This window comes from Ligilactobacillus pabuli, from assembly GCF_022836475.1.
GTDB lineage: Bacteria > Bacillota > Bacilli > Lactobacillales > Lactobacillaceae > Ligilactobacillus > Ligilactobacillus pabuli.
In genome coordinates, this window is the sequence record NZ_BQXH01000024.1 from 1 (window position 1) to 25502 (window position 25502).

A 25502-nucleotide genomic window follows, 5' to 3' on the forward strand; every position below is an offset into this window, starting at 1 on the left:
CCCCTGTGAGGGTAGGTCGTTGCCGCGCTTTGTTTATGGAGGATTAGCTCAGTTGGGAGAGCGTCTGCCTTACAAGCAGAGGGTCACAGGTTCGAGCCCTGTATCCTCCATTTATCTTGAGCCGTTAGCTCAGTTGGTAGAGCATCTGACTTTTAATCAGAGGGTCGACAGTTCGAGCCTGTCACGGCTCATTTATTTCATGAATAACCTTGACAAGCGGTTATTCATTTGGTAAACTAATTAAGTTGTCTTTAGTAAGTTTGCCGACTTAGCTCAGTTGGTAGAGCACCTGATTTGTAATCAGGGGGTCGGGCGTTCGAATCGTCTAGTCGGCACTTTTGCGGAAGTAGTTCAGTGGTAGAACATCACCTTGCCATGGTGGGGGTCGCGGGTTCGAATCCCGTCTTCCGCTTGTCAAAATACTGCCGGGGTGGCGGAACAGGCAGACGCACAGGACTTAAAATCCTGCGGTGAGTGATCACCGTACCGGTTCGATTCCGGTCCTCGGCATTTTGATTTTTTTATTTTTTTTGCACCCATAGCGCAACTGGATAGAGTGTCTGACTACGAATCAGAAGGTTGTAGGTTCGACTCCTACTGGGTGCATTTAATCGGGAAGTAGCTCAGCTTGGTAGAGCACCTGGTTTGGGACCAGGGGGTCGCAGGTTCGAATCCTGTCTTCCCGATTCATATGTTTTTTATCGCGGTGTAGCTCAGCTGGCTAGAGCGTCCGGTTCATACCCGGGAGGTCGAGGGTTCGATCCCCCCTGCCGCGATTTTCATACTAGAGCTTGGACCTTTAGCTCAGTTGGTTAGAGCAGACGGCTCATAACCGTCCTGTCGTAGGTTCGAGTCCTACAAGGTCCATCGTTTAACGGATGTTGAACGTATGAAATTTTTATAACATGGAGGATTACCCAAGTCTGGCTGAAGGGAACGGTCTTGAAAACCGTCAGGTGGGTAAAACCACGCAAGAGTTCGAATCTCTTATCCTCCTTTTTTATTATCGCGGGATAGAGCAGTCTGGTAGCTCGTCGGGCTCATAACCCGGAGGCCGCAGGTTCAAATCCTGCTCCCGCAATTTGGTCCTATGGTGTAGGGGTTTATCACGCCTGCCTGTCACGCAGGAGATCGCCGGTTCAAATCCGGCTAGGACCGTTTTAGTGAGCATTCGCTCATGCATGACATTTTTAATGGCTCGGTAGCTCAGTCGGTAGAGCAACGGATTGAAGCTCCGTGTGTCGGCGGTTCGATTCCGTCCCGCGCCATTTTTTATAACATGCGGGTGTAGTTTAGTGGTAAAACCACAGCCTTCCAAGCTGTTGTCGCGAGTTCGATTCTCGTCACCCGCTTACGACTTTAGTCGTAGGATAATGGGCCTATAGCTCAGCTGGTTTAGAGCGCACGCCTGATAAGCGTGAGGTCGATGGTTCGAGTCCATTTAGGCCCATTGGAGAAGTACTCAAGTGGCTGAAGAGGCGCCCCTGCTAAGGGTGTAGGTCGGTAAAACGGCGCGAGAGTTCGAATCTCTCCTTCTCCGTTATCTTATGACCCGTTGGTCAAGTGGTTAAGACACCGCCCTTTCACGGCGGTAACATGGGTTCAAATCCCGTACGGGTCACTTTTTTATATTTTATATTATCGCGGGATAGAGCAGTCTGGTAGCTCGTCGGGCTCATAACCCGGAGGCCGCAGGTTCAAATCCTGCTCCCGCAATTTTTTGGTCCTATGGTGTAGGGGTTTATCACGCCTGCCTGTCACGCAGGAGATCGCCGGTTCAAATCCGGCTAGGACCGTGTGATAAATAAATTTTCCGTTCCTTTCGGGGGACGGTTTTTTTTATGTTTTAAAATACAGTTAAACGACAAAAGTGGGTAGTTAACTGCAATCACCAAAGTTGGGTAATTAACGGTCCAATAAGGTGAACGTGACGGCTGAGCGCGTCTCACAGACATGCAGGTAGAGAAGGGGAGTTTATGGCCTTTGGTCTTTGAATGACCTATCATGGTCTCACGACGCAGCTAGGATACTTTGCAGTCATAAATTTAAATCTTGGCAAAAGAACTCATCCCTTAGGTGAAATCTTGCTAAAGGACTTGAGGTCACATAGCAAAAAGCAGGCTTGCTTTATTGCAGCTAATTTATTTGAAATCACGAGCCAGATAGTTTACAATAAAGACAGAAAAAGAGCTAACATACTGTAATATGTTAGCCCTATGTTAGAGATAGGAACACTGTCTCAACGACTTTTAGAAAACATTGTGCCGAAGGACCGTGTTGTGACGGTCTTTTTTATTTACGTTAAAACGCGAAAATAAAAGCGACACCCAAAACAATACTCACAATGGTGAATGAGGCAATTAATGCGTAACAGACACCATCAGAAAGTTCCTGCATTTCATGAAGTGATCGTGGAATCCGCTCATGCTTGTGCAATCTAGGTTTTTCTTTCTTGATGTTTTAACCTGCATAACTTTCTACCCATCCTACCTAAGCGTTCTAAGCAGTCTAAGATATAGAAGTTCAACCGACCCTATATAGTAGTTCTGCTTGTTGTATGTTTAACCATCAACTACTTTCTATCCTTGTACCAGCAATAGAGAGACAGTGCTACTATATCTAACTTGTATATTATATCACAATATTTGCGAATTTAACGGAATTTATTGGAGATCACGAGCCAGATAGTTTACAATGGAGACAGAAAAAGAGCCAACATACGGTAATATGTTAGCTCGATGTTAGAGATAGGAACACTGTCTCAACGACTTATGAAACTTTGTGTCGAAGGACCGTGTTGTGACGGTCTTTTTTATTTGCGCTAAAACGCTGAAATCAAAGCGACAGCGTTTTTAAGCTGTCCATGTTTAATAAATCACAATCATGACGAATGGACTAGCTTAATACCAAGACCCCCAAGATTTTCCTGCTGACAAAATGCGAACGCTAGTATACGGTTAGCGGGAAATATGTTAGAATATGAGAGTTACAACTCATTCCCGAAAGGATTCATAATAATGAAGATGCCTTGTAACCAATTATTAAAAGATAGTGGGGGAATTAAATTGTCAGAAAGACACTTATTTACTTCGGAATCCGTTTCTGAAGGACATCCAGATAAAATTGCTGATCAAATCAGTGATGGTATTTTAGATGCAATGTTAGCACAGGATCCAAACGCACGTGTAGCGGTTGAAACTACCGTTACCACTGGTTTGGTAGTTGTAGTTGGTGAAGTTTCGACTTCGGCTTATGTCGATATTCAAAAGGTGACCCGCCAAATTATTAAAGAAATTGGTTATACCAATAATGAATTTGGCTTCGACGGTGATAACTGTGCGGTTTTGACCGCAATCGATGAACAATCGGCAGATATCGCTCAGGGGGTGGACCAGTCCTTAGAGACCCGGTCTGGTAACACTGATGATTTGGATACGATCGGTGCCGGAGATCAAGGAATGATGTTTGGCTATGCTAATAGCGAAACACCGGAATTGATGCCTTTGCCAATTATGTTAAGTCATAAATTAATGCGGAAAATCGCTGCGGTCCGGAAGTCTGGCGAATTGGCCTATCTTGGACCAGACGCCAAGGCTCAAGTGACCGTGGAATATGATGAACAAAATCAGCCATATCGAGTCGATACGATCGTTGTTTCGACCCAGCATAAAGCTGAGATCACCTTGGACCAGATTCGCCAAGATGTCTTAGAACACGTGATCAAACCAGTCATCCCAGCAAAACTTTTGGATGACCAAACGAAATACTTTGTGAACCCAACTGGTCGTTTCGTGATCGGTGGACCACAAGGTGATGCTGGTTTAACTGGCCGGAAGATCATCGTAGATACTTATGGTGGTTATGCGCACCATGGTGGTGGAGCATTCTCTGGGAAAGACGCCACAAAAGTTGACCGTTCAGCTAGTTACGCAGCTCGCTATATTGCCAAAAACATCGTCGCAGCTGGTCTTGCGACAGAAGTTGAAGTGCAATTAGCTTATGCGATCGGGGTGGCACAGCCAGTTTCTGTGGCCGTGAATACTTTTGGGACCGGTAAGCTGAAAGACCAAGAATTAGTCCCAGCTGTCCGTCAGGTTTTTGATTTACGTCCAGAAGGAATCATCCGGATGTTAAACTTGCGTCGGCCGATCTATAAACAGACTGCTGCTTATGGTCATTTCGGTCGAACAGACATTGATCTGCCATGGGAAAAGACGGATAAAGTCACAGAATTACAAAATTTATTAGGAAAATAATATTTCAAAAGACAGTCTGACGTGTGCAGACTGCCTTTTTGATTAATATAAACATATTAGGTGCTTTTTACCCCCAAACAATGGTATAATTTGCTTATTATTATTTAGTAATAGAGAAAAAATAGAGAAAACTTCTAAGTGCTTTTTTCCTTAATGGTTGCACTTTTTATTTATCGAGAGATCGCGCTGATTTAGGAGGTTATTAATTTGAAGAAGAGAAAAGATAGAATCGAGCAGGAAAAAGCCCTGCAATTTACTGAAAAATTTAAGTCTGTTAAAAAGGCCACTACATACATTGGGACCACCGTCCTGATGGGAACGGCTGGGGTCGGACTGAATCGTACCAAAGCATTAGCTGATTCGACTGTCCAAGTTGAAAACGGGCAGGGAGATCCGAATCACAACGCGCAGGCGACTGCGACCCAACAAACTGCTGGGACTACGCAGACACCACAAGCACAAAATGCTAAGCAAGCACCAACGACCCAGCAAACAACACCACAGGCAACTCCAAGTGCCCAATCTACTCAGGTTCAAGGACCTGCAGTTCAAGCTCAGGGTAGTGATGAAAATAGTTTATTACGGGTCGCACCAACTACTTTTGGGAGTGCTGAAGGTTTTATTGCCCAAATCGCTCAGTCAGCGATGCAGGTAGCGCAGCAACGAGGACTATATGCGTCAATGATGATCGCTCAGGCCGGCTTAGAAAGCGGTTGGGGCGGTAGTTTGTTGTCTACTCAAGCTAACAACCTCTTTGGGGTGAAATGGTCTGGGAGTGGCCAATATGTAGAAATGCCAACCAATGAATATTATGGTGGTCAAACTCACCGAGTAATGGCAAAATTCCAACGTTATTCGAGTTATGCTGAAAGTTTAAACCGCTATGCGGACCTAATTCAGGGGCATTTTCCCAAATCGACCCTGAGTGCCGCTACTGTGGAACAAGCCACAGTCAACCTCGCACATGGTGTCTACGGAACTTATGCCACTGATCCGGGTTACGCTGCGAGTTTACAACGGGTGATCAACGTCTATGGTTTGAAACAATATGACAGCAAGACTTCAGGATCATCGACCAGCACAACTTTGCCGAATGCTAATTCTGGGCAAACGAGTCAACCGACCCAGACCAGCACAGGCAATAATAATGCCAATCATGCGGCAAACGGCAATTATACCGTGCGGAAGGGCGATAATTTATATCGCATTGCTAAAAACCACGGCATGAAATTACAACAACTAAAAGAGCTGAATCATTTAACTAGCGATGACTTGCAGGTCGGGCAAAAGTTAATGGTAAATGGCGCCGGCAATAGTAAACCGGCGCAAAACACTGCCAAGCCAAGTCAGCCGGCCAAACCGGCTAAACCGCAGGTGAAAGGGCAAACTTACAAAGTTAAGTCCAAGGATAGTCTCTGGTCTATTAGTCAAAAATTCCAGACAACTGTGCCTAATTTGAGAAAATGGAATAATTTATCGTCAGATATTATTTTTGCTGAACAGACCTTGGTCGTCAGCGACAAACCAGCGACGTCAACGCCAAGCCGGCCGCAACAACCAAGTAAACCGGCGGCACAGCCCAAGCCAGTTGGAACTTCCCACGCTACTTATCAGGTTCAAGCTGGGGATACCTTATGGTCGATTGCGCACAGTCATCATTTAACAGTGGATCAAGTCAAAGCGTTCAATCATTTGAATTCCAACTTGATCAACCAAGGACAAAAATTGGTCTTAGGTCAGTCGAGTGGCACTGTGCAAAACACGCCAAAACCACAGGCTCCAGCCAAGAAGCCAGCTGCAAGTACTGGGACTTACACGGTTAAATCTGGTGATTCTTTATGGTCGATTGCCACCGCACATCAGATGTCAGTTGGGGCTTTAAAGTCAGCTAATCATTTGAGTGCTGACTTGATCACTGTGGGACAAAAACTTAAAGTTAATGCGGCCACAGCTCCTGCAAAACAGTCTAACCAGCACAAACAACCAGCTCACAAGGCGGCTAAGCCACAAGCAAGTGCACCAACAGGCTCTTATGTGGTTAAGAAAAGTGATTCTCTCTGGTCGATCGCCAATGCGCATAATACGACGATCGCTAAATTGCGGGAATGGAACCATTTGACCGGCAGTGTGATCTATATCGGTCAAAAACTTAAGGTCCAAGGGCATGTTTCAGTTAACACGGCTGCCCACAAGACTACTGGCAAAGTCAGCGGGCAAAAGACCTACACGGTCCAAAAACAAGACTCGCTCTGGCGGATCGCCACGCGCAATCAATTGACGGTCAACCAGTTAAAGGCCTTGAATCACTTGGTCTCCGACACAATTTATGTCGGTCAGACCCTGCGCTTAAAATAACAGCAGTAATTTAACTATTGCATAAAAAAATTTGGTTTGCTATAGTTAGAGTAATATTAACGTTGAGAAGGATCAGTAGGACTAATGAGCAGGTCAGAGAATACGCGGTTGGTGGAAGCGTAGTGGTCGTTAGTGTGAACTCGCCTTTGAGTTTCTTGTTGAATTAAGTAGACGAGAACGGTATTTCCCGTTATGAAATTAAGTGTCGGCAGCAATGCCGGAATTTAGGTGGTACCGCGAGTCATTCGTCCTATGCAAGTTCCCGCTTTAGGGGAGTGTATAGGACTTTTTTTATCTTGTTAATTAAGAAAGGAAGTATTTGATCAATGGCTTATGATCATCAACAGATTGAACAAAAATGGCAAAAATATTGGGAAGAACAACAGACTTTCAAAACAACGGAAGATCCTGATAAAAAGAACTACTATGCATTAGATATGTTTCCATATCCGTCAGGTCAAGGACTGCACGTGGGTCATCCTGAAGGCTATACTGCCACGGATATTATCGCTCGTTTGAAACGGATGCAAGGCTTTAACGTCTTACACCCTATGGGCTGGGATGCCTTTGGTTTGCCCGCTGAACAGTATGCTTTAAATACCGGACATTCTCCGCGTGAATTTACGAAGACTAACGTGGATAACTTCCGGCGCCAAATTAAGTCTCTTGGCTTGTCTTATGACTGGCAGCGTGAGATCAACACCACAGATCCTGGTTACTACAAGTGGACCCAGTGGATCTTTGAACAGTTATATAAGAAGGGCTTAGCTTATGAAGACGAAGTTCCTGTTAACTGGAGTCCAGATTTAGGGACTGTGGTGGCAAATGAAGAAGTGATCGATGGCAAAACTGAACGTGGCGGTTTCCCAGTCATTCGTAAACCAATGCGTCAGTGGGTCTTGAAGATCACAGCCTACGCTGACCGTTTGATCGACGACTTAGATGACTTAGACTGGCCAGAAGCTATCAAGGAACAACAACGCAACTGGATCGGTCGTTCAATTGGTGCTTCGATCCGCTTTAAAGTTGCTGACCAAGACGAAGAAATTGAAGTCTTTACTACTCGTCCAGACACGATTTTTGGAGCAGCCTGCATGGTTTTGGCGCCAGAACATGAACTGGTTGAAAAATTAACGACTGCTGACCAAAAAGAAGCCGTTGAAGCTTATGTCAAAGAAGTTTCCCATAAGTCTGACTTGGAACGGACAGATTTGGCTAAGAACAAGACCGGGGTCTTCACTGGTTCTTACGTGATCAACCCGGCTAACGGCGAAAAGGTCCAGATCTGGATCGCCGATTATGTGTTGGCTTCCTACGGAACAGGTGCCATTATGGTGGTTCCAGCGCATGACGACCGTGACTTTGAATTTGCCCAGAAGTTTGACTTGCCGATCACACCTGTCATTGAAGGCGGCGACGTGACGAAAGAAGCTTATGTGGGCGATGGCGTGCACATTAACTCCGGTTTCTTGAACGGCTTGGGTCAACAAGAAGCAATCGACAAGATGATCGACTGGTTGAATGAAAAGCAGATCGGTGAAAAGAAAGTTAACTACCGTTTGCGTGACTGGTTATTCTCTCGTCAACGCTACTGGGGTGAACCAATTCCTGTGATCCACTGGGAAGATGGCGAAACGACCTTAGTTCCTGAAGATCAATTACCATTGTTATTGCCAAAAGCAACTGATATTAAGCCATCTGGGACTGGTGAAAGTCCATTGGCCAACTTAGATGATTGGGTCAATGTCGTTGATGAAAATGGCCGCCACGGCAAACGTGAAACTAACACCATGCCGCAGTGGGCCGGCAGTTCTTGGTACTTCTTGCGTTACGTTGATCCAACTAACGAAGAAGCACTGGCTGACTATGACAAACTCAAGCAGTGGCTGCCAGTTGACTTATATGTCGGTGGGGCTGAACATGCGGTCTTGCATTTGTTGTATGCTCGTTTCTGGCATAAATTCTTGTATGACTTGGGTGTTGTGCCAACTAAGGAACCATTCCAGAAGTTAGTCAACCAGGGCATGATCTTGGGCGACAACCATGAAAAGATGTCGAAGTCCAAGGGTAACGTGGTCAACCCTGATGATATCGTCGAACAATATGGTGCCGATACTTTGCGCTTATATGAAATGTTCATGGGACCATTGGATGCTTCCATTGCCTGGAGTGAAAATGGTTTGAGTGGGGCACACAAGTTTATCAAACGGATCTGGAACTTGTTGATCGATGATGAAGATGCTTTGCGTGACCGGGTCACGACGATCAACGACCATAAGTTAGATAAAGTTTACAACCAGACGGTCAAGAAAGTGACTGAAGACTTCACGGCTTTGCACTTCAATACTGGGATCTCAACTTTGATGGTCTTTGTTAACGAAGCTTACAAACAAGACTCCTTGCCATTGGAATACATGGAAGGCTTAGTGAAGTTGATCGCACCATTGACACCGCATATTGCCGAAGAACTCTGGTCTAAATTGGGTCATGTTGGCACGATCACTTACGCTCAGTGGCCAACTTACGATGAAACGAAGTTAGTTGATGACTCTGTTCAAATCGTCGTTCAGGTTAACGGTAAAGTGCGTCAACACTTGGATATTGCGCGTGATACTAGTCGTGATGCCATGCAAGAACTCGCTTTGGCGGATGAAAAGGTTCAAGAAGCTTTGACTGGTAAAGAAATCAAGAAAGTCATTGCTGTACCAAATAAATTAGTGAATATTGTGGTTGGCAAATAAGCTGACAGCAAGCAAAAAAGACGGTTAGGAGACTAGCCGTCTTTTTGTGTCCGCTTGATTTTAACAAGTTTGTCGGACTTAAAGCTGAATTTTCCTGACAAATTGGGCCGGGACTCCAGCGACGATCGAATTCGCGGGAACATCTTTGGTGACTACCGCGCCAGCACCGACGATGGCATTTTCACCGACCGTGACACCGGGCAAGACCGTAACGTTTGCGCCCAGCCAAGCACCTTGGTTGATGTGGATGGCTTTTAAAATTAAGTTGTGCCGCTGGTCAGGTGCTTCCCCATGATTCATGGAAAGCAAGGAAACACGCGGCCCCAGTAAGACGTTGTCTGCCAAATAAATGCCGCCCAGGTCCATGAATAAACAGTCGCGGTTGATAAAAACATTCTCGCCGATGAAGGTGTGGGCGCCGAAGTCAACTTGAAAAGGCGGATTGAGGCGCAAAGTATCGGGAACAGGAGCACGTAAGATCTGTGCCAGTGCTGCTTGTTGGTCCGCCAGTGTGACTGCCTGATTCAAATGTTGTAAGTTGATGGTCGTTTCAGCGACCAGTTGATCGACTTGGTGCTGCATTTGGCCAGAAAATTCGATTTTTCCGCCATTGATTAATTCGGGTAAAATAATCTCTGCCATGAGTGCTCGTCCTCCTTGGTTGATTTAGTTCCTTAGAATCAGGCCAATTCTTCCAAACAGCAAATTAAAAGAATTTGGCGAACTAATTTTTTTTGAAAAACGACTGTTCAGATAAGAGCGGTGTTACGATTTTACGCATGATCACACTAAATTCCTGGGGGGATTCGTGAAAATCGGAATTGACCCACTCGGTGATCAAACTAGTTGCCATTCCAATCATGGCGGCAGTTGCGTAATGTTCCGGAATTGATGATTTTGGCACTAAGTTTTTCTGTTGCCAAATTTTCTGGTCCGTGGCAATCAGCTTTTTGATAAATTCCGGGTCACCGCTAGGTTTCAACAAGGCTGAAAATTTTGTGCTATTAGTATAAATGTATTGGACTGATTGCTGATAGTAGACATTGAGCTCACTGACGTCAGTATCGTTGTGTAATAACGGAGTAGAAATTTGTTGTGTCAAATGTTCAAATTCCGTTAATAGATCTTGTTCAACACTATCTAACAGGTCATATTTATCGGCGAAATACTTATAAAAAGTGGCGCGGTTGACCTGGGCTTCCAGTAAGATCTGTTTGATGGTGATCTTTTGAAAGCTTTGTTGGAAGAGTAGTTTCCAAAAAGCAGTTTTGATCGCATAGGTACTTTTTTTAATGCGTAAGTCAATTTTTGTTGTCATAGCGGGCTCCTCCTTGAAATAATAAACTCTTTGGTTATTTTTGTTGGTTGTCGCTTAGCCTTATAGGAATTATACTACAAAATGTAAACAATAATAAAAACTTGAAGGAGTCGATTTTAATGGCTAAAGTTCGTGTTATGAATACAGTTGCAGATTTTAAAAAATTAGGAATAGATCCAACTCAAGTTCAAACTTGGGAAGATGGGCGTCGGGATACAGATGAAGCCGGTCATAATGAAGTTTGGTACTTTGATGGCATTTTTGATAACGGCGGTAAATTTATGGTAGGTTTCCGTCCTAAGTCTCCATACAAGCTAAGTGAAGCAGGGGACGAACCGAACGTAAATGTGATGATCACAACTCCAGACGGGGAAACTAAACAAGATTTTCTGTCATACTCAAGTGAGGAATCACATATCGGGACTGATAAATGTGATTTGAAGTTTGGTCCGCATACTGTAGTCGGTGATTTCAAAAACTATGATATCCACTTCGAACCAGTCAATGGTGTTGGTTTAGACCTACATTTTGAAGCACTAGTTGATCCATTTAGACAGGGAAATAGTGCAGTGATCACTCTCGGAGATAATGATGAATATTATTATACCGACTTAAATGTCCCTAAGAGTAAAGTAACTGGAACTTTGATTTATGATGGTGAAGAACATGAAGTCAGCGGTTTAGGCTATCATGATCATCAATGGATGAATATCCACCCAATGAGTGCTTGGCATCATTGGTTATGGGGTCATCTATATACTGACAAATATACAGTCATGATCTATGACTTTGTTTCTAACGAACGCTTTGGCTTTGAAAGAGTACCTTTCTTTGGCATTGAAGACAATGAAACAGGCCACGTAACTTTCATGACAGACGGCAATGTGACCGTAGATTCTGAGTTGGAAACGAACTCGACTGGTAAGGCATTCCCTAAGACCAGCAAGTATACCTTCCAAAACAAGGGTGAAGACAAGAAAGTCATCTTTACGATCAAATGGCAAGATGAAATCGAAACCCGTGACATGTACGGTAATGCCGGTGAACAACAGAAAGCTGCTTTTGATCAAATGGGGATCAACCCAGTCTATATGCGTTATTACGCAACAGGTGATTTGAAGATCATCGATGGCGACCAGGTTGACGAGTCAGCTGGCGACATGATCTATGAATATAACTATATGGGTAAAGAAGACCCACGTGCCGGAGTTTAAACGGCAACTAAACTTAGGTAAATTTTAACAAGAACAGCCCCGGCATTTCAATTGCTGGGGCTGTTTTTGGATTGGAGTAAGTTAATTGGAAGTACAAAAAACGGTTGAGCGTTTGATTGCGATCAACCGTTTTTTGCTGCTCTAAGTGAGCTATTGATTGGTAAAAGAGCTTAGTTTAATTTGCCCGTTAATTTTAAACCGCCGTAAAATTCCATGGCCAAATGCAAGCAGTGACCGTCAACAATTTCTTTTGGCGTATGTTCTGGCCAGTAAACCGCTGTGATAGCTTCGAAACCGTCTTCCGTTGGTTTAAACTGATGGAAGGCAACGTTTACTGGAGTTTTCCCGTCAGAGGCCAGGAAGGTTTCACCAGCCATTGCCATTGGATAATCAGCCTTTTTGTCGGCCTTGATCTGGTCACTTAAATCTTCATCTTTAACCATCTTCACTTCAACTAGGCTTGGTGTTCCGTACATCCCGAATGGTTCGATCCCAACAACTTGACCATCATCCCAGGTAACTGAGCAGGCAAAGTGTTCAGGATGAGCTGATAGACCCACTTTTTCGTCAGTTTGCAGGGTCTTCATCATGCCCATGTATTCTTGTAAAGAGATCCCGCTGACTTTCATCATTGTTTGTGAAACTTTCATTGGTTTGTTTTGATCAAAGCCTAATTTCTGCCACATTTCATCAGAACGTTTTAAGGAGTCCTGATAGAAATCAATAATTTTTTGTCCGGTGTATTTTACTCGATTATCGATAGAAACATCCCAGGCTTTTTCAGTGCTCAAGTAGTCAATGTCATCGTTGGTTAGTGACTTTTCACCGTCTTTGATGTCGATCCCATGTTCCTTCATTGAATGCAAGATGTGCAAGTTTCTCTCGTATTCTAACCGTTCTAATTGTGTTTTGCTCCATTCTTCACCGTTAAGTGTGAAAGAATATTTAACATTACTCATGAAAAATTCCTCCTTGAATTTTGACTAATCCAACAACATGTTGTAATCTACTGTTAATATAACAACAAAAATCAAAAAAGACCACAACACAAGTGAAAGGAAGTGTTGGATTAGTGGTTACTAAAGCAAAATCCCAAGCTGATGAGACTCGGCAGGCACTGTTAACAGCTTTTTGTGATTTATACCGGGAAAATCCGCTCGAGAAGATCACAGTGCAGTCCGTGACCAGAAAAGCCGGCTATAATCGGACAACTTTTTACCAGTATTTTTTGGATATTGAAGATCTGTTAAGACAGGTCGAAGAAAGCCTGTTAGCTTATATTAGTCAGAAAAGAAATTCGCTAAGCGTTGACGAGCGGCCTCATGATCTGATCGAAGATTTAGTGGCAATCTATGAGGAACGGGCGATAGAAGTGAATGCTTTGTTGGGACCATACGGCCGGGTGCACTTCACAGAAAAACTGAAAAAGAGCCTAGATCTAAGTGCTTTTCACCTAGATTCCATGCAGGATAATAAATACCAGCCATATTTATTAGAATTTCGCTTAACGAGTGCGCTGAATTTGTTTTCATTATGGCTCAGCCGCGGCCAAGATCTGTCAGTTGAAGAATTGATTGGCTTGGTTACGAAATTGTATCATTACAATCCAGGATTTCAGGAATTAGCTGAGACTAAACCAAGCGACAAATAAAAACTGAGCAGAAAAAAGTGTTCCAGTCCACTGAGCCGACTCTAAGTCAGCTGTGAGCTGGAACACTTTATTTGGAAACGAGAATTTATTTAGCGCAGCACTTATTCAGCAACTTGGAGCACGACTTTGCCTTGCAAGTGTTCGGTCGCAGCGAATTCGACTGCTTTTTGTGCGTCAGTGAAAGCAAAAGTTTGGTCAATGTATGGGTGTAATTGTCCAGCTTGGGCAAAGGCGGTCAATTCCTGCAGCCAATTATTTTTGAGGGCATATAGTGACGTGATCCCAATTTGTTTTTGACGCCCGATCGCGGACAACGCACCTAAACTAGCGGCTTCCATGACTTGCTTAACTCCGCCAATGGCAACATAGCGGCCGTTGTAACGGAGGATCTTGCGTTATCATGACTAGAATGATAGCCGTTGAGCCCAATGATGACGTCAAATTTAGTGTGCGGTCTTTTGGTAATGTTAGTTTGATGGTAGTCGACAATTTCAGCGGCACCCGCTAAACGTGCTAAGTCGAAATTGCGCGGACTCACTACGGCAGTGACGATCGTGCCCATCGCCTGAGCGAGTTGCAGGGCAAATAAGCCGACCCCGCCAGAAGCACCATTTAAGAGCACCTTCTCGCCGGCGTGGACCTGAGCCTTTTTCAGGGCAGCTAAAGCAGTTCCCGCAGTCGTTGGTAGGGCCGCATCATCTGTAAAACTGAGGTTAGCTGGTTTAAGCGCCACGTTTTTGGCAGAAACTGCGATCAGTTCAGCCCAAGCACCATGGAGATAGTCATCAGCAATAAAGCAGACTTCATCGCCGACCTTGAGCGAGTTAACGTTGGCACCAACGGCGGTCACGATCCCGGCACCATCCGCACCCAAAATTTTATTTTCACCGTGCACGTATAGTTTGTCTAAAAGTTTACTTTGCCAGCTGACAGTTTGAGTGGGGTAAAAGTTCTGGTAACCTTGGGTGTCCACAATGTTGACTGAAGCAGCCTTGACTTGAATCAGGACCTGTCCCGCTGCTAGAGTAGGTTGGGGAACATCGGTTAGGGTGATTTGCCGTGGATCACCAGCACCTTTGTTGACAATTGCTTTCATTTTGCAGCCTCCAGTAATTTTAGTTATTGCTAAAAGTATACTTCATTTTCACGAACTTTGAGTAAGTTTTGTCTTTTTAAGTTTTTTTGCGTGCTTTCAAGTAAAGAATCATTAAAAATTCATATTGTTTCTTTGATAAAGATTGCGCAGGCTGACAAAGTTCTATAAAATAGATTTTGTGTACTTTTTTGTACTGAATTCACAAATTAAAACTAGTGTCATAGAAAGCAGGTTTATTTGAATGAGTGAACGCAAGGTCCAGTCAAGTGAAGAACAGCTCAATATAGCTGGATCTGAACCTACTGCTAAAGAAAAAATGTTGAAAGGTTCCGCCTGGATGACTGCCGGCAGTATCTTTTCACGAATTTTAGGAGCAATTTATATTATCCCGTGGTATGGCTGGTTTGGTGCAGATAAGCTGCAAGCCAACGCTTTATATACCAAGGGCTACACGGTCTACAGCTTGTTTATCATGATTGCCACAGCGGGGATCCCGTCGGCGGTCGCCAAGCAGGTCGCCCATTATAATTCATTAAATGAGTATCAAGTTGGTCGCCGCTTGTTTAAAAAGACCTTCATCTTAATGTTAGGCTTTGGGATCATCTCGGCGGGAGTCTTATGGGGGATCTCACCGTGGATCTCGCAGGGCGATCCGCGGATGGTGCCGATTTACCGGTCGTTAGCCATCGCGTTGATCTTGATCCCCGTCATGAGTTTAGCCCGGGGATATTTTCAGGGTTACCAAGATATGGCGCCCTCAGCGATTTCTCAGCTGATCGAACAAGTTGTCCGCATCGTTTACATGTTGGCAGCGACTTACATGATCATGAAAGTCTTCAATGGTCCCTATGAAAAAGGGGTCGTTCATTCGACCTTAGGAGCTTTTTTCGGGGCAATTGGCGGACTGTTGATGTTACTGTGGTATTACTTACGCAAGAAGCGCAGCTATGACCATTTGGCTGAGCAAAGTGCGAATGTTTTGGAAGTTTCTGATGGCCAGCTGGTCAAGGAGATCGTCTACCAGTCGATCCCATTTATTTTTGTCAGTATCTCGATGACTTTGTACAACTTATTTGACCAGTATACTTTCCAGCCCATTATGCAGTGGGTGACTAACTTTAGTCTGGATAGTATCAACGCTCAGTATGCTTTATTTGCGGGTAACGCTAACAAATTAGTGATGATCATCGTCTCGTTGGCGATCGCGATGGCTTCCACAGCCATTCCGCTCTTGTCAGAGTCAGTCACGACTGGCGACCAGGAAGGGACTCGTGATCAGATCACGGATACCTTAGAACTCTTCTTGTTTATTATGTTACCAGCTGCGTTAGGAATGGCAGCGGTGGCTCGACCACTCTACGTCTTGTTTTATTCTTACGACCACTTGGGCATCTTTATCATGAGTGTTTCAGCCTATACTGCTTTGGCTTTGGGGCTGTTCTCCTTGATGTCAGCAGTCTTGCAAGGGGTCTACGCTAATCGTATGGCGATCAAGTTAACGATCGTTGGTTTGCTGATCAAATTAGTCTTACAGGTGCCATTGACCGTGTGGCTGCATGGGTATGGTCCAGTTTTAGCAACTGGGATCGGGACGTTGGTTTCCTCCTACTTAATGTTGCGTTTTGTCTACTTCCGTTTTGGCTTAGACCTTAAACGGCTGTTGAAGACTTTTAACCAGATGATGGTCTTTTCACTGCTGATGTTTATCGTAGTCTTAGCGATCGTCTTTGGGGCGGGCTTGTTCTTAAACAAGTTCAGCCGGTTAATGTCAGTAGTCGTGCTCATCTTAGCGGTGGGCGGCGGTGCTTATGTCTATGCCTGGTTGACCTTAAAGACACGGGTCGCTGATAAAGTCTTAGGCAGTCGCGCTGGTTCCTTACGGCATGTTTTGCACATCAAATAGTAAAATTAGAACGGAGCTTGTTGAAAAACAGGGTCCGTTTTTTATTAACTAAAAAAGTAATTATGCTATAATTGAAAGCGTATTAATTGTTGGCTTCAACCTGATGACTGAGGAAAAATGGGGGAGATCATTTGGAACTTTATACTTATCAAGATTTTACCAAGCACAAGAGTGGCTTGACCTTTGCGGCTGCTGACCAGATTTATACCGAGTTAGTCGGTTTAGTTGAAGTTGCGGGACGCGAGGTCGCTAGTGACTGGGAGAGTTTCTTGGATGCTTGTGTCACATACGCGGCTAGACGTGGTCGCTGGTTGTTGTTGAGTGCCAAACAAAAGGGGGCAATCGATGACCAACGGACTAGTGAGCATGATAACGTGATCTTAACGTTAACTATTGTGAGACGGCAATTGGCACGGTTAGATTTACCAACTGACTGGTTTGACAAATTAGCGCTTGATCCAGTTCAGGAAAGAAAACGGCTGGGTGATTTTGCCTGTTACGTGGCCTATGTGTATGGGGTTAATGCAAGGTAAAATTTAGAAATTGGGGGAATTACAGATGAATAATTTGAAACAACTAGCAGCTCTTAGTGGCTTGATGTTATTGGCGGGTGGAATTGCCGGCTATGCTTTGGAAAAGACAATTGCAACACCTAAGGACCAGAAAGTAGCCAGAAAACAGGCGAAAAGGCTCAAAAGAAAATTAAAAAGAGAACTGAAACGCGCCAAACGTTTGGCATAAACGGAAATTATTAGAGCAGTCATGGATTTTGTATGAGCAAATTTGGGGGAAATAGGGATGAAAAAGGTTCAAGGAATGGTCACAGCTACTAGTCTAATGTTGCTGCTGGGTGGCATTGCCGGTTGTACGTCACAAAAGAAGACGACTCATAAGGATCAAACGAGTCAAACAACCAGTGTCAAGCAGAAGAAAACTGTGAAAAAAGCAGCGAAAAAAGCTGGTCACCAGAAAGTGACACAACAAGCTGATACAGCTAAAGCAGAGACGAAAGCGATGGACTTTGCTCAAATCAAACAGGGTGCTTATCAAAGCTTGTTGGGCGAATGGTCAGAAGTCGCTGAGTCAGGTAACCGGCACGATGGCAAAGGAAATGTGTGGATGGAACCAATGGACCACCAATTAACAGTCACACCAACTGAAATCAAGAACGAAGGTGCTAGTTTTTCAGGCAACACTTTAGTTGATCAAAACGGTGATGAGGGAACGCTGACTTTTGAAGAAGAAAAAAACATTTTAAGTGCTTCCGCTGACGTTGGTGCAATTGCCTGGAATTTCAATTTCTATCCTGCGGGCGTTGCCATGACGACAGAAGACTGGGGACCGGATTTGCCACAACAAATCGACAACGCTAAGGACAGGTTGGTAATTCAAACAAGTAACAACAGCTTTACTCAGGTCTTCCAAAAGGATGCTACTACCGAACAACAGACGACAGCTAAGCAAGATCATGGCATGGACTTAGCACAAATTCAAGCCGGAAACTATGACTCGATCAAGGGTGAGTGGCAAAATGGTAAGGGTAAACGACTAACGGTTAAAGCCGGTCAAATTGACTTCACGGATGTGGACGATCAGGGACATGCCGCTAAACTAATGGGGCTTAAGTTAGATATTCCCATGCTAGATGATGGCAAGGGTGCTCCAAAAATGGTGCCATATTTTGAAGGGACTGTTCCAGCTTATGATCAGAAACTGGCAGTCGAACACAATCCTGCAGAGGTGATGTCCTTACGGAGTGGTATGCCAGGGGCAGTGCTCTACATCTCATTTTTGATCCAGGGTGTAGCCGGTGATCTCCAAGATTTGAGTCAAAGTGAGTTGCAGCAGGAAAAAATCACTGCGGTAGAAACTCAGAATAATGCTACGTTAGTCCAAAAAGAAGATGTGTATTATCGGGTCAAATAAGTTAAATGCTAGGTTTTTGAAAGTGGACATTACGAACTGGTAGTGTCCACTTTTTATCCATTTTTTTGGAGATAAATTATTAAAATTTCAAGGACCAAAATGCTATAATTAACTTAATTGCAAAAAAATAGATTGGAGTGATTAGATGCCTAAATATAGTGCTGCAATCATATCGCATAACCTATGGTTTAATGAATTTAACATTTATTTGAATTATGTTTTAGAAGGTAAGACAATTGCGGAAGTTAACGAATTAAGTGACAATGAAAATGTTCTTCAGGCCAAAACTCCGACCAGAGCAAGGCAAATTTCTAGGATCCTTGGTCATCGAGTTGAAGCATTACCTCAAAGTATTAAAGACTTGTATCCAACGTTGGATGTAACTAATCAAAAAGTGGTAGATTTTCTGAGTGTCATGCTCTGTAGTAAACTGATGTCTGAGTTTATGTATGAAGTGTACCGAGACGAACTGATTCTAGGAGATATGCGCTTGGATGATTCAGAAATTCAAGCTTTTTTGACAGAAAAACAAGGTGAAAGCGAGCAGGTTGCTGGTTGGACATCACAAACCATTCACCGGTTAAAAGGCTGTTTTAAAACCTTTGTGCGTGAAACCGGATTGGTAATGAGTGAAAATAATGGTGTTTCAGATAAAGTGACACCAATCTTTCTTGATGATCGTTTAGTTCAGACAATGAAGGATGAAAAACTAGATTATGAGCTAAGTTCTTTGAAAGGGTAAAGGAAAATGAGCAAGATTAATGACAAATTCGGGAAGCTAAGGGAAAAGATGCAAAATAATGACTTTCAAGAGAATGCAGGTCTTTCAAATGAGGTTGGCTATTATGTCTTTTCTTATGATGCTAGTCAAGAACTTGTGGTTAGGGAATATATTAAAGAAATGAAAAATGATCTAACTATTGCAACTAGCGGTTTTAAAATTCAAGAATTCAACATTTTTGAAATTATGCTACAGATTATTGATCAGTTTGATTATCGTGAAGCATTTGAAGACATGGAAAAAGAAGAGGGTATTGATGAAGTCGCTCTTCAAATTAACAACATCTTGGAAATGACTGAAAACGAAAATTTAATCGTTAAGTATGTCAAAGAAAGATTAACTGACGAACAGACAATCATCTTTTTGACTGGGATTGGACAAGTATTTCCACTATTACGGGCGCATACGATCCTAAATACGATGACGCAGGTGATTGATGAGTATCCAGTGATTATGTTTTATCCAGGTGAATACGATGGCTTGAGCTTAAAAGCTTTTGCTGAAGTAGCTGACAATAATTATTATCGAGCATTTCCAATTTAATTTAAGTAGGGGGAAGATACATAATGAAAATTAATGAAATATTTGCAAAATCAATTAATCGTGAAATTAAGGGTGTTGTCAAGGTTGGTCAAATTGAGGACGCCGTTAGGAAACAAGAATTAGAAGAATATGTTGTTACCAAGGAATTACAGAAGCATTTTGCGAGTCTTTTTGAAGCTTATCAAAAGGGCATTAATGGTTATACGGATAATATGGGTGTCTGGATCGACGGTTTCTTTGGTTCAGGTAAATCTCACTTCCTTAAAATCCTATCTTATCTGTTAAAAAATGAGGATGTCGCTGGAAAACCAGCAATTGAGTACTTTAAGGATGACCAAAAAATTGATGATCCGTTTGTTATGAACCAAATTGAAATCGCAGCTCAAGTTCCAACAGATGTGATCTTATTTAATATTGATTCTAAAGCTGGTAGTAACTCAGGTCATGATCAAAATGCGATTCTACATGTGTTCTTGAATGTTTTTAATGAAATGCAGGGCTACTCAACTGTGAGCCCATACATTGCTGATTTAGAGAAAGAATTAGATGAAGCTGGCCAATTTGAAGCCTTCAAGGAAAAATTCTATGAACTCACTAATGCCAGAGGCAAAGGAATGACATGGGCAGAAGGTGTCAACCATTACAAATTGCAAAAAGGAACTATTAAAAAGGCATTGGTTGAAATTGGGTACATGAGTGAAGAAAATGCCCAAGGTTATATGGATGAGTTAAAGAATCCCTATCAAATTACGATTGAAGAATTTGCTAAAAGAGTGAGTGATTACGTTGCTAAAAAAGGTGACAATCGTCATGTGGTCTTCTTAGTTGATGAAGTCGGTCAGTTTATTGGTAGCGATGTTAATCGGATGCTTAACCTGCAAACTATTGTAGAAGAATTAGGTGCACAGGTACAAGGGAAAGCATGGGTGATTGTTACTTCACAACAGGCCATTGATGAGGTGGTTGATGGTAGTATCAATGGACAAGATTTCTCAAAAATTCAGGGTAGATTTAAAACAAGGATTTCAATGAGCTCAGCTAATGTCGATGAAGTTATTAAAAAGAGAATTCTTGCTAAAAACGACTCAGCACAGCAACGGTTGGAACAAATTTATCAAGAGCAACAACATAATATTAATAATAAAATTGATTTTCAAGAAGGAATTCAGCGACAGAAGTACGATTCTGAACAGAGTTTTGCAGAAAACTATCCATTTGTGCCATATCAATTTCATTTATTGCAAGATTCCTTAAATGCAATTCGGTTGCATGGGTCTGATGGTAAGCATTTGTCTGAAGGGGAACGTTCGATGTTAGCAACCTTCCAGGAAGCAGCTGAAAGTTATCAAGACAAAGAAGTGGGCGCATTAATTCCGTTCAGTCAATTTTTCGAAGGTTTGGCACAATTTCTAGATCATAACCATAAACTAGTCATTGAACGTGCAGAAGATGATAATGTGGTAAATCCTAAACAGGTCAAGAATCCTTTTGCAGTCCAGGTTTTGAAGACCTTGTTTATGGTTAAGTATGTGGATAATTTTAAGTCTAATTTAAATAATTTGACGACATTATTGCTCACCTCGATCGATGAAGACCGGCAAGAACTTGAAAATCAGATTCAGGATGCTTTAAAACTGTTAGAGAAACAAGACTATGTTCTGAAGAACTTAGATACTTATGAGTTCTTGACGGATGCGGAACAAGACATTAACAAGGAAATTAAGAATGAAGAGGTTACTGATAGTGAGTTATCAAAGACTCTGGGTTCAGAGTTTATATTCTTAGATAAAGTTATTTCTTCAACCTATACGTATCCGCGTTTAAAAGGAAGGTATGTTTTCAAGTTTAACCGCTATATTGATGATGTACCAGTAGGCGCAACACAGGATGAATTGTCTTTATGTGTTTATTCAGCTAATGATATAACCTATCATCGACAAGAAGCTGAATTAAAAAGGATTTCAATCAATCCTGATAGCCCACGTGTAGTCATTGATATGCCAGTGGATAATGATTATCTTAACTATTTGAAACGTGCTACTCAGATTAGAAAGTTTCTACAGCGGACACATAATGAGGCTGATCAACGACAACAACAAATTATTGCAAGTAAATCAGAAGAACGCCAACAATTAATTGATTCTGCCAGAAACTTTATCCAAACAGCTTTAGAGAATAGTGATATTTATGTTAATGGCGTCAAGCTAGATAAACAAAAGGATTTCTCAAATACGTTGGCTGAAGCACAACAATTGCTAATCGATGACATTTATCGAAGTTTGCCAAATATTGATGCGGCAAAAGGTGAAAAAGATATTAGTGACTTGTTCAAAGAAGAGACTGAGTTAGTTGATGAACAAGAAAATAAGAAGGCAGTTGGGGAAGTAGCAGACAAGATTGCTACTAGTGTGGGTTCAACTGGTAAAATAACTTTACGAACTTTAATCGATACTTTTGGGCGGTTACCATATCACTTTACAGCGGAAGACGTGGAATGGATAGTTGCCAAACTGTTTGTTGATGGTGAACTGCGAGCAGAAGTTAACGGAGAAAAGTATAGTGCTCCCGAAGCTAGAAAAAATCCAAGAGTTGCTGTTGGATACTTTACCAAGAAAACATATCTTGATAAGTTGAGTTTTCAGTCTAAAAAGAAGATTAATCCAAAGCAAATTAAGGAAGCTAAAGAATTTGCCAAAGACATTCTAAAAAGAGAAGCAGCAATAAAAAATGAGACTTCTGATGAAAAAATTTTGAGTATCTTAAATGATGAAATCACTCAAAAAATTGCTCAACTTGAGAATTTTGCAAAGAATCCAAAGTTACCAGGAAATAGATATCTGGAGCAAGGTATCAATCTCTATGAAGGTTTACAAGTTGCCATTAAACATGAAACGTTCTTTGATGTAATTGGTAGAAAAATGGATGACTTTGATGACTGGTTGAGTGAAATTGAAGACCGTGGAATTGATGAATTTTACCGTGATGCTTCGAGAAGAGAGATTTGGAATTGGTCTTTAGGAGATCTTAAAAACTTTGAGCAAGTTAGTTCTTTATTAACCGAAGACGATGAAATTCGACAAATAATTGAAGAAGAAAAAAGTCTGATGCGTCAAGATAACCCGAAAGACTCGTTGCCTAAACTCAAGGAGCTTCATTCAGAGTTTGCTAAACAATTTAGTGATTACATTGATCAACAGTGGGCTAAATATCAGGAAAATAGTGCTCAAAAGAAAACATTAATTTTATCGCATTTGGAAATGGCTAATTTTGAAAGTACTATCAATCAACAATTCTTAGAGAAAATTGAGAGTAAATTCAAGCAAAAAGATGATGATGTACGCGATGATTCAAATAATGGAAAACTAAGTAATGTCTTACTAGGCGTAAATGCAATTAACGCTATTTACGATGGTTTTGTCAAAGAGATTGACAGAAAAACAAGAGAGGTAGTAGTAACACCACCAGAAGTAGTAGAAGGTGATGACCCTACTAAAGTTACTCCTAAACGAATCGTTGCTCCCGCTAAACCTACCCCAAAGCAAAATCGCTTGAAATCCGTTAGTTGGAATGAAATTAATCATGAAATGATTAGCTTTAAGAGTGAAGAAGAAATAGATGATTTTTTGGAGAAAATTGGTCGTCAACTCAAGGATGATCTAAAAGATGTTGACACGTTGAATATCTTATAATGTGAGGATAAAGATGGATAAAAATATTATCAAAAAATTTGCGATCAAGGCACGACAAGATTTAATTGAGCAAGTTACGAACGAAGCTAACCTTTTGGGGATTAATGAAGATGGTGCTAAAGAAGAGTTGGCTAGTTCGACTAATGAAATTAAGTTTTATGGTGATGCAAACAGTCAAGGGATTACAGGCAAAAAAATTGAATGGCGTGCTGAATTAGTACGTTTGTTAAATGACCGCAGTAAAAAAACGGATTGGTCAACCGCTTTTGCGGATACAGTTGAAGAAGTTGCCTATACTTGGTTTAACAGAATTATTGCGATCCGTTTTATGGAAGTTAATGATTATTTACCAAGTCGGGTTAGAGTCCTATCTAGTGAAGAGGGGCGGGTAGACCCTGACATTATCTTTTACGCTCAGGATGAAGATTTAATTGAAGACTTAGGTGGATATTCTCCGGAACAGGCAAAATTGGTTGCCAAAGCCAAACAGACAGGTCGGGGCTATGATATGGACCAAATGTATCAAATGCTGTTTAACAAGCAGGTGGATGCTTTAAATCAGATTCTGCCAGGCTTGTTTGAAAAGACATCTGATTACATGAAATTATTGTTCACACCCAAGTATAATTCAGGTGTCATTAAAGACCTAGCTACCGAAGTTCCCGAAGAATATTTTGACGTTAAAAAAGAAGGTCAAGTTGAAATCATTGGGTGGTTGTACCAGTACTATAATACTGAACCACATGATAAAGTTGTTAATATTACTGGAGGTGCTGTCCAAAAAAGGGACATTCCAGCAGCTACTCAATTATTTACGACTGATTGGGTCGTTAGGTACATGGTTGATAACTCTTTAGGAAAGTATTATCTTGAACGTCATCCTGATAGTAAGATGGCTCAAAAATTAGAATATTTACTTCCTGAAGAAATAGAAACTATTGATGATGCTAAAGACTTAACTAAATATTCCCTTATTGATAATGCTATGGGTTCCGGTCATATTCTTGTTTATGCATTTGATGTATTCATGGATTTTTACAAAGAACAAGGCTATTCTAGCAGGGAAGCGGCCAAACTAATTCTGGAAAACAATTTATCTGGGATGGACATTGACCGGCGCGCTTACCAGCTTTCATACTTTGCTTTAATGATGAAATTCAGACAATATGATAGGCGAGCATTTGGTCGAGAAGTATCTCCTAACTTGTATTGCTTTGAAGATACAGATGATATTTCAGACGAATTTTTTGCTGATCTTTGCGTTGAAAATTCTGATTTAGGAGAACAGGTCAGTGAATTAGTTACCTTGTTTTCTAATGCTTCAGAAATTGGTGCAGTGTTAAAAATTCCTCAAATTGCAAATATAGAACAACTGTATAGTTTTGTTAAACAACATCAAGTTAACGATGATTTGGGAATTTATAATTTAAATCAAGAAAAGCAAAAAGTACTTAGAGTCCTTGATTTAGCCAAGCAGTTAGTTAAAAAATATGATGTTGCAGTAACAAATCCACCATACATGAATAAGTTTGATGCTGATTTCAAGAAATATTTGAAACAAAACTACAAAAACTATTCAAAGGATCTGTTCTCTGTTTTTATCTATCACAACTCGAATATAATCACGGAAGATGGTTATGCTGCCTTCATGACCCCTTTCGTTTGGATGTTCATTAAATCATACGAGGACTTAAGAACATATCTACTTGATAACAAAAAAATATCTAGTTTAATTCAATTAGAGTACTCAGCTTTTGAAGAAGCAACTGTTCCAATTAATACTTTCGTTATCAAAAATACTCGTAATAATAACAGTAACGGCGTTTATCTCAGACTATCTGATTTTAAAGGTGGTATGGAAGTTCAAAAACAAAAAGTACTTGAAGCAATAGAAAATCCTAAATGCAAATATTTATATCGTTCAAATCAAGCAAAATTCGTTAATATTCCGAGTAGCCCAATAGCGTACTGGGCCTCAGATAATTTAATTCAAGATTTTGTGAATGGTACAAAAATGGAAGATTTAGTT

The 25502-nt window shown here is 41.8% G+C and carries 18 protein-coding genes, 19 tRNA genes, 1 riboswitch and 1 other annotated feature; of the genes, 32 read left to right on the plus strand and 5 right to left on the minus strand.

Going from position 1 to position 25502, the window contains the following annotated elements; all coding sequences use genetic code 11:
• Positions 1 to 37: 37 nt before the first annotated feature.
• From LPAF129_RS09725 to leuS, 22 genes are all read left to right on the plus strand, one after another.
• A tRNA-Val gene (locus LPAF129_RS09725) sits at positions 38 to 110 on the plus strand.
• Between the two features lie 8 nt (positions 111 to 118).
• Positions 119 to 191 (plus strand) — tRNA-Lys (locus LPAF129_RS09730).
• A gap of 71 nt (positions 192 to 262) precedes the next feature.
• Positions 263 to 335: transfer RNA gene (locus tag LPAF129_RS09735), tRNA-Thr, on the plus strand.
• 5 nt (positions 336 to 340) lie between these two features.
• A tRNA-Gly gene (locus LPAF129_RS09740) sits at positions 341 to 412 on the plus strand.
• A gap of 12 nt (positions 413 to 424) precedes the next feature.
• Positions 425 to 510 (plus strand) — tRNA-Leu (locus LPAF129_RS09745).
• Between the two features lie 22 nt (positions 511 to 532).
• Positions 533 to 606 (plus strand) — tRNA-Arg (locus LPAF129_RS09750).
• A gap of 6 nt (positions 607 to 612) precedes the next feature.
• Positions 613 to 686, plus strand: a tRNA-Pro gene (locus tag LPAF129_RS09755).
• 16 nt (positions 687 to 702) lie between these two features.
• Positions 703 to 776, plus strand: a tRNA-Met gene (locus tag LPAF129_RS09760).
• A gap of 17 nt (positions 777 to 793) precedes the next feature.
• Positions 794 to 867: transfer RNA gene (locus LPAF129_RS09765), tRNA-Ile, on the plus strand.
• 40 nt (positions 868 to 907) lie between these two features.
• Positions 908 to 997, plus strand: a tRNA-Ser gene (locus LPAF129_RS09770).
• A gap of 10 nt (positions 998 to 1007) precedes the next feature.
• Positions 1008 to 1081, plus strand: a tRNA-Met gene (locus LPAF129_RS09775).
• Between the two features lie 3 nt (positions 1082 to 1084).
• Positions 1085 to 1158 (plus strand) — tRNA-Asp (locus LPAF129_RS09780).
• A gap of 37 nt (positions 1159 to 1195) precedes the next feature.
• A tRNA-Phe gene (locus LPAF129_RS09785) sits at positions 1196 to 1268 on the plus strand.
• A 13-nt stretch (positions 1269 to 1281) separates the two neighbouring features.
• A tRNA-Gly gene (locus LPAF129_RS09790) sits at positions 1282 to 1352 on the plus strand.
• A 23-nt stretch (positions 1353 to 1375) separates the two neighbouring features.
• Positions 1376 to 1450: transfer RNA gene (locus LPAF129_RS09795), tRNA-Ile, on the plus strand.
• Positions 1451 to 1452: 2 nt separating this feature from the next.
• Positions 1453 to 1540 (plus strand) — tRNA-Ser (locus LPAF129_RS09800).
• A gap of 9 nt (positions 1541 to 1549) precedes the next feature.
• Positions 1550 to 1621, plus strand: a tRNA-Glu gene (locus tag LPAF129_RS09805).
• A 21-nt stretch (positions 1622 to 1642) separates the two neighbouring features.
• Positions 1643 to 1716 (plus strand) — tRNA-Met (locus LPAF129_RS09810).
• A 6-nt stretch (positions 1717 to 1722) separates the two neighbouring features.
• Positions 1723 to 1796 (plus strand) — tRNA-Asp (locus tag LPAF129_RS09815).
• Between the two features lie 1185 nt (positions 1797 to 2981).
• Positions 2982 to 3068: riboswitch (SMK box riboswitch) on the plus strand.
• Positions 3066 to 4256 carry a methionine adenosyltransferase gene (gene metK, locus LPAF129_RS09820; RefSeq protein WP_244056719.1) on the plus strand — a complete coding sequence of 397 codons (1191 nt, stop codon included), beginning with the start codon at positions 3066 to 3068 and terminating at the stop codon, positions 4254 to 4256. It overlaps the preceding riboswitch by 3 nt.
• A 207-nt stretch (positions 4257 to 4463) precedes the next feature.
• The gene (locus tag LPAF129_RS09825; RefSeq protein WP_244056721.1) at positions 4464 to 6611 is read left to right on the plus strand and encodes a LysM peptidoglycan-binding domain-containing protein; all 2148 of its coding nucleotides are present in this window, start codon (positions 4464 to 4466) and stop codon (positions 6609 to 6611) included.
• 53 nt (positions 6612 to 6664) lie between these two features.
• Positions 6665 to 6867, plus strand: a binding site (T-box leader).
• A gap of 70 nt (positions 6868 to 6937) precedes the next feature.
• Entirely contained in the window at positions 6938 to 9352 is a 2415-nt protein-coding gene (gene leuS, locus LPAF129_RS09830; RefSeq protein ID WP_244056724.1) for a leucine--tRNA ligase, read from the plus strand.
• Positions 9353 to 9430: 78 nt separating this feature from the next.
• Here leuS and LPAF129_RS09835 read toward each other — a convergent pair whose 3' ends face one another.
• A complete protein-coding gene (locus LPAF129_RS09835; RefSeq protein ID WP_244056726.1) occupies positions 9431 to 9994 on the minus strand; it encodes a DapH/DapD/GlmU-related protein in 564 nt (187 codons plus the stop codon).
• Positions 9995 to 10076: 82 nt separating this feature from the next.
• Positions 10077 to 10670, minus strand: a complete 594-nt coding sequence (locus tag LPAF129_RS09840; RefSeq protein WP_244056728.1) for a TetR/AcrR family transcriptional regulator — start codon at positions 10668 to 10670, stop codon at positions 10077 to 10079.
• Between the two features lie 119 nt (positions 10671 to 10789).
• On the opposite strand from LPAF129_RS09840, the gene LPAF129_RS09845 reads away from it, so the two are divergent.
• Positions 10790 to 11884: a lipocalin-like domain-containing protein gene (locus LPAF129_RS09845; RefSeq protein ID WP_244056730.1), complete on the plus strand. Its 1095-nt coding sequence runs from the start codon at positions 10790 to 10792 to the stop codon at positions 11882 to 11884.
• A gap of 170 nt (positions 11885 to 12054) precedes the next feature.
• Here the strand turns inward: LPAF129_RS09845 and LPAF129_RS09850 are convergent, their stop codons facing one another.
• Complete coding sequence (locus LPAF129_RS09850; RefSeq protein WP_244056733.1) at positions 12055 to 12843, minus strand: hypothetical protein; 789 nt, start codon at positions 12841 to 12843, stop codon at positions 12055 to 12057.
• 113 nt (positions 12844 to 12956) lie between these two features.
• Here LPAF129_RS09850 and LPAF129_RS09855 point away from each other — a divergent pair, with 113 nt between their 5' ends.
• Positions 12957 to 13535, plus strand: a complete 579-nt coding sequence (locus tag LPAF129_RS09855) for a TetR/AcrR family transcriptional regulator (protein ID WP_244056735.1) — start codon at positions 12957 to 12959, stop codon at positions 13533 to 13535.
• A 101-nt stretch (positions 13536 to 13636) separates the two neighbouring features.
• Here LPAF129_RS09855 and LPAF129_RS09860 read toward each other — a convergent pair whose 3' ends face one another.
• Both LPAF129_RS09860 and LPAF129_RS09865 read right to left on the minus strand, forming a co-directional pair.
• A complete protein-coding gene (locus tag LPAF129_RS09860; RefSeq protein WP_244056737.1) occupies positions 13637 to 13873 on the minus strand; it encodes a zinc-binding dehydrogenase in 237 nt (78 codons plus the stop codon).
• A complete protein-coding gene (locus tag LPAF129_RS09865) occupies positions 13855 to 14631 on the minus strand; it encodes an NADP-dependent oxidoreductase (protein WP_244056739.1) in 777 nt (258 codons plus the stop codon). The genes LPAF129_RS09860 and LPAF129_RS09865 overlap by 19 nt, the downstream gene beginning before the upstream one ends.
• Before the next feature lie 241 nt (positions 14632 to 14872).
• On the opposite strand from LPAF129_RS09865, the gene LPAF129_RS09870 reads away from it, so the two are divergent.
• The 8 genes from LPAF129_RS09870 to pglX all read left to right on the plus strand — a co-directional run.
• The gene (locus tag LPAF129_RS09870; RefSeq protein WP_244056741.1) at positions 14873 to 16534 is read left to right on the plus strand and encodes a putative polysaccharide biosynthesis protein; all 1662 of its coding nucleotides are present in this window, start codon (positions 14873 to 14875) and stop codon (positions 16532 to 16534) included.
• 131 nt (positions 16535 to 16665) lie between these two features.
• Complete coding sequence (locus LPAF129_RS09875; protein ID WP_244056743.1) at positions 16666 to 17067, plus strand: hypothetical protein; 402 nt, start codon at positions 16666 to 16668, stop codon at positions 17065 to 17067.
• A 25-nt stretch (positions 17068 to 17092) separates the two neighbouring features.
• Positions 17093 to 17275 (plus strand): hypothetical protein, encoded by a 183-nt coding sequence (locus LPAF129_RS09880; RefSeq protein WP_244056745.1) that lies wholly within the window; start codon positions 17093 to 17095, stop codon positions 17273 to 17275.
• 57 nt (positions 17276 to 17332) lie between these two features.
• Positions 17333 to 18460, plus strand: a complete 1128-nt coding sequence (locus LPAF129_RS09885; RefSeq protein WP_244056747.1) for a DUF6287 domain-containing protein — start codon at positions 17333 to 17335, stop codon at positions 18458 to 18460.
• A 145-nt stretch (positions 18461 to 18605) separates the two neighbouring features.
• Positions 18606 to 19202 (plus strand): DUF1819 family protein, encoded by a 597-nt coding sequence (locus tag LPAF129_RS09890; RefSeq protein ID WP_244056752.1) that lies wholly within the window; start codon positions 18606 to 18608, stop codon positions 19200 to 19202.
• A 6-nt stretch (positions 19203 to 19208) separates the two neighbouring features.
• Positions 19209 to 19784 (plus strand): DUF1788 domain-containing protein, encoded by a 576-nt coding sequence (locus tag LPAF129_RS09895; RefSeq protein WP_244056754.1) that lies wholly within the window; start codon positions 19209 to 19211, stop codon positions 19782 to 19784.
• Positions 19785 to 19807: 23 nt separating this feature from the next.
• Positions 19808 to 23473, plus strand: a complete 3666-nt coding sequence (gene brxC, locus LPAF129_RS09900; protein WP_244056757.1) for a BREX system P-loop protein BrxC — start codon at positions 19808 to 19810, stop codon at positions 23471 to 23473.
• Between the two features lie 13 nt (positions 23474 to 23486).
• The coding region (gene pglX, locus LPAF129_RS09905) for a BREX-1 system adenine-specific DNA-methyltransferase PglX (RefSeq protein ID WP_244056760.1) at positions 23487 to 25502 on the plus strand (2016 nt) is incomplete at its 3' end.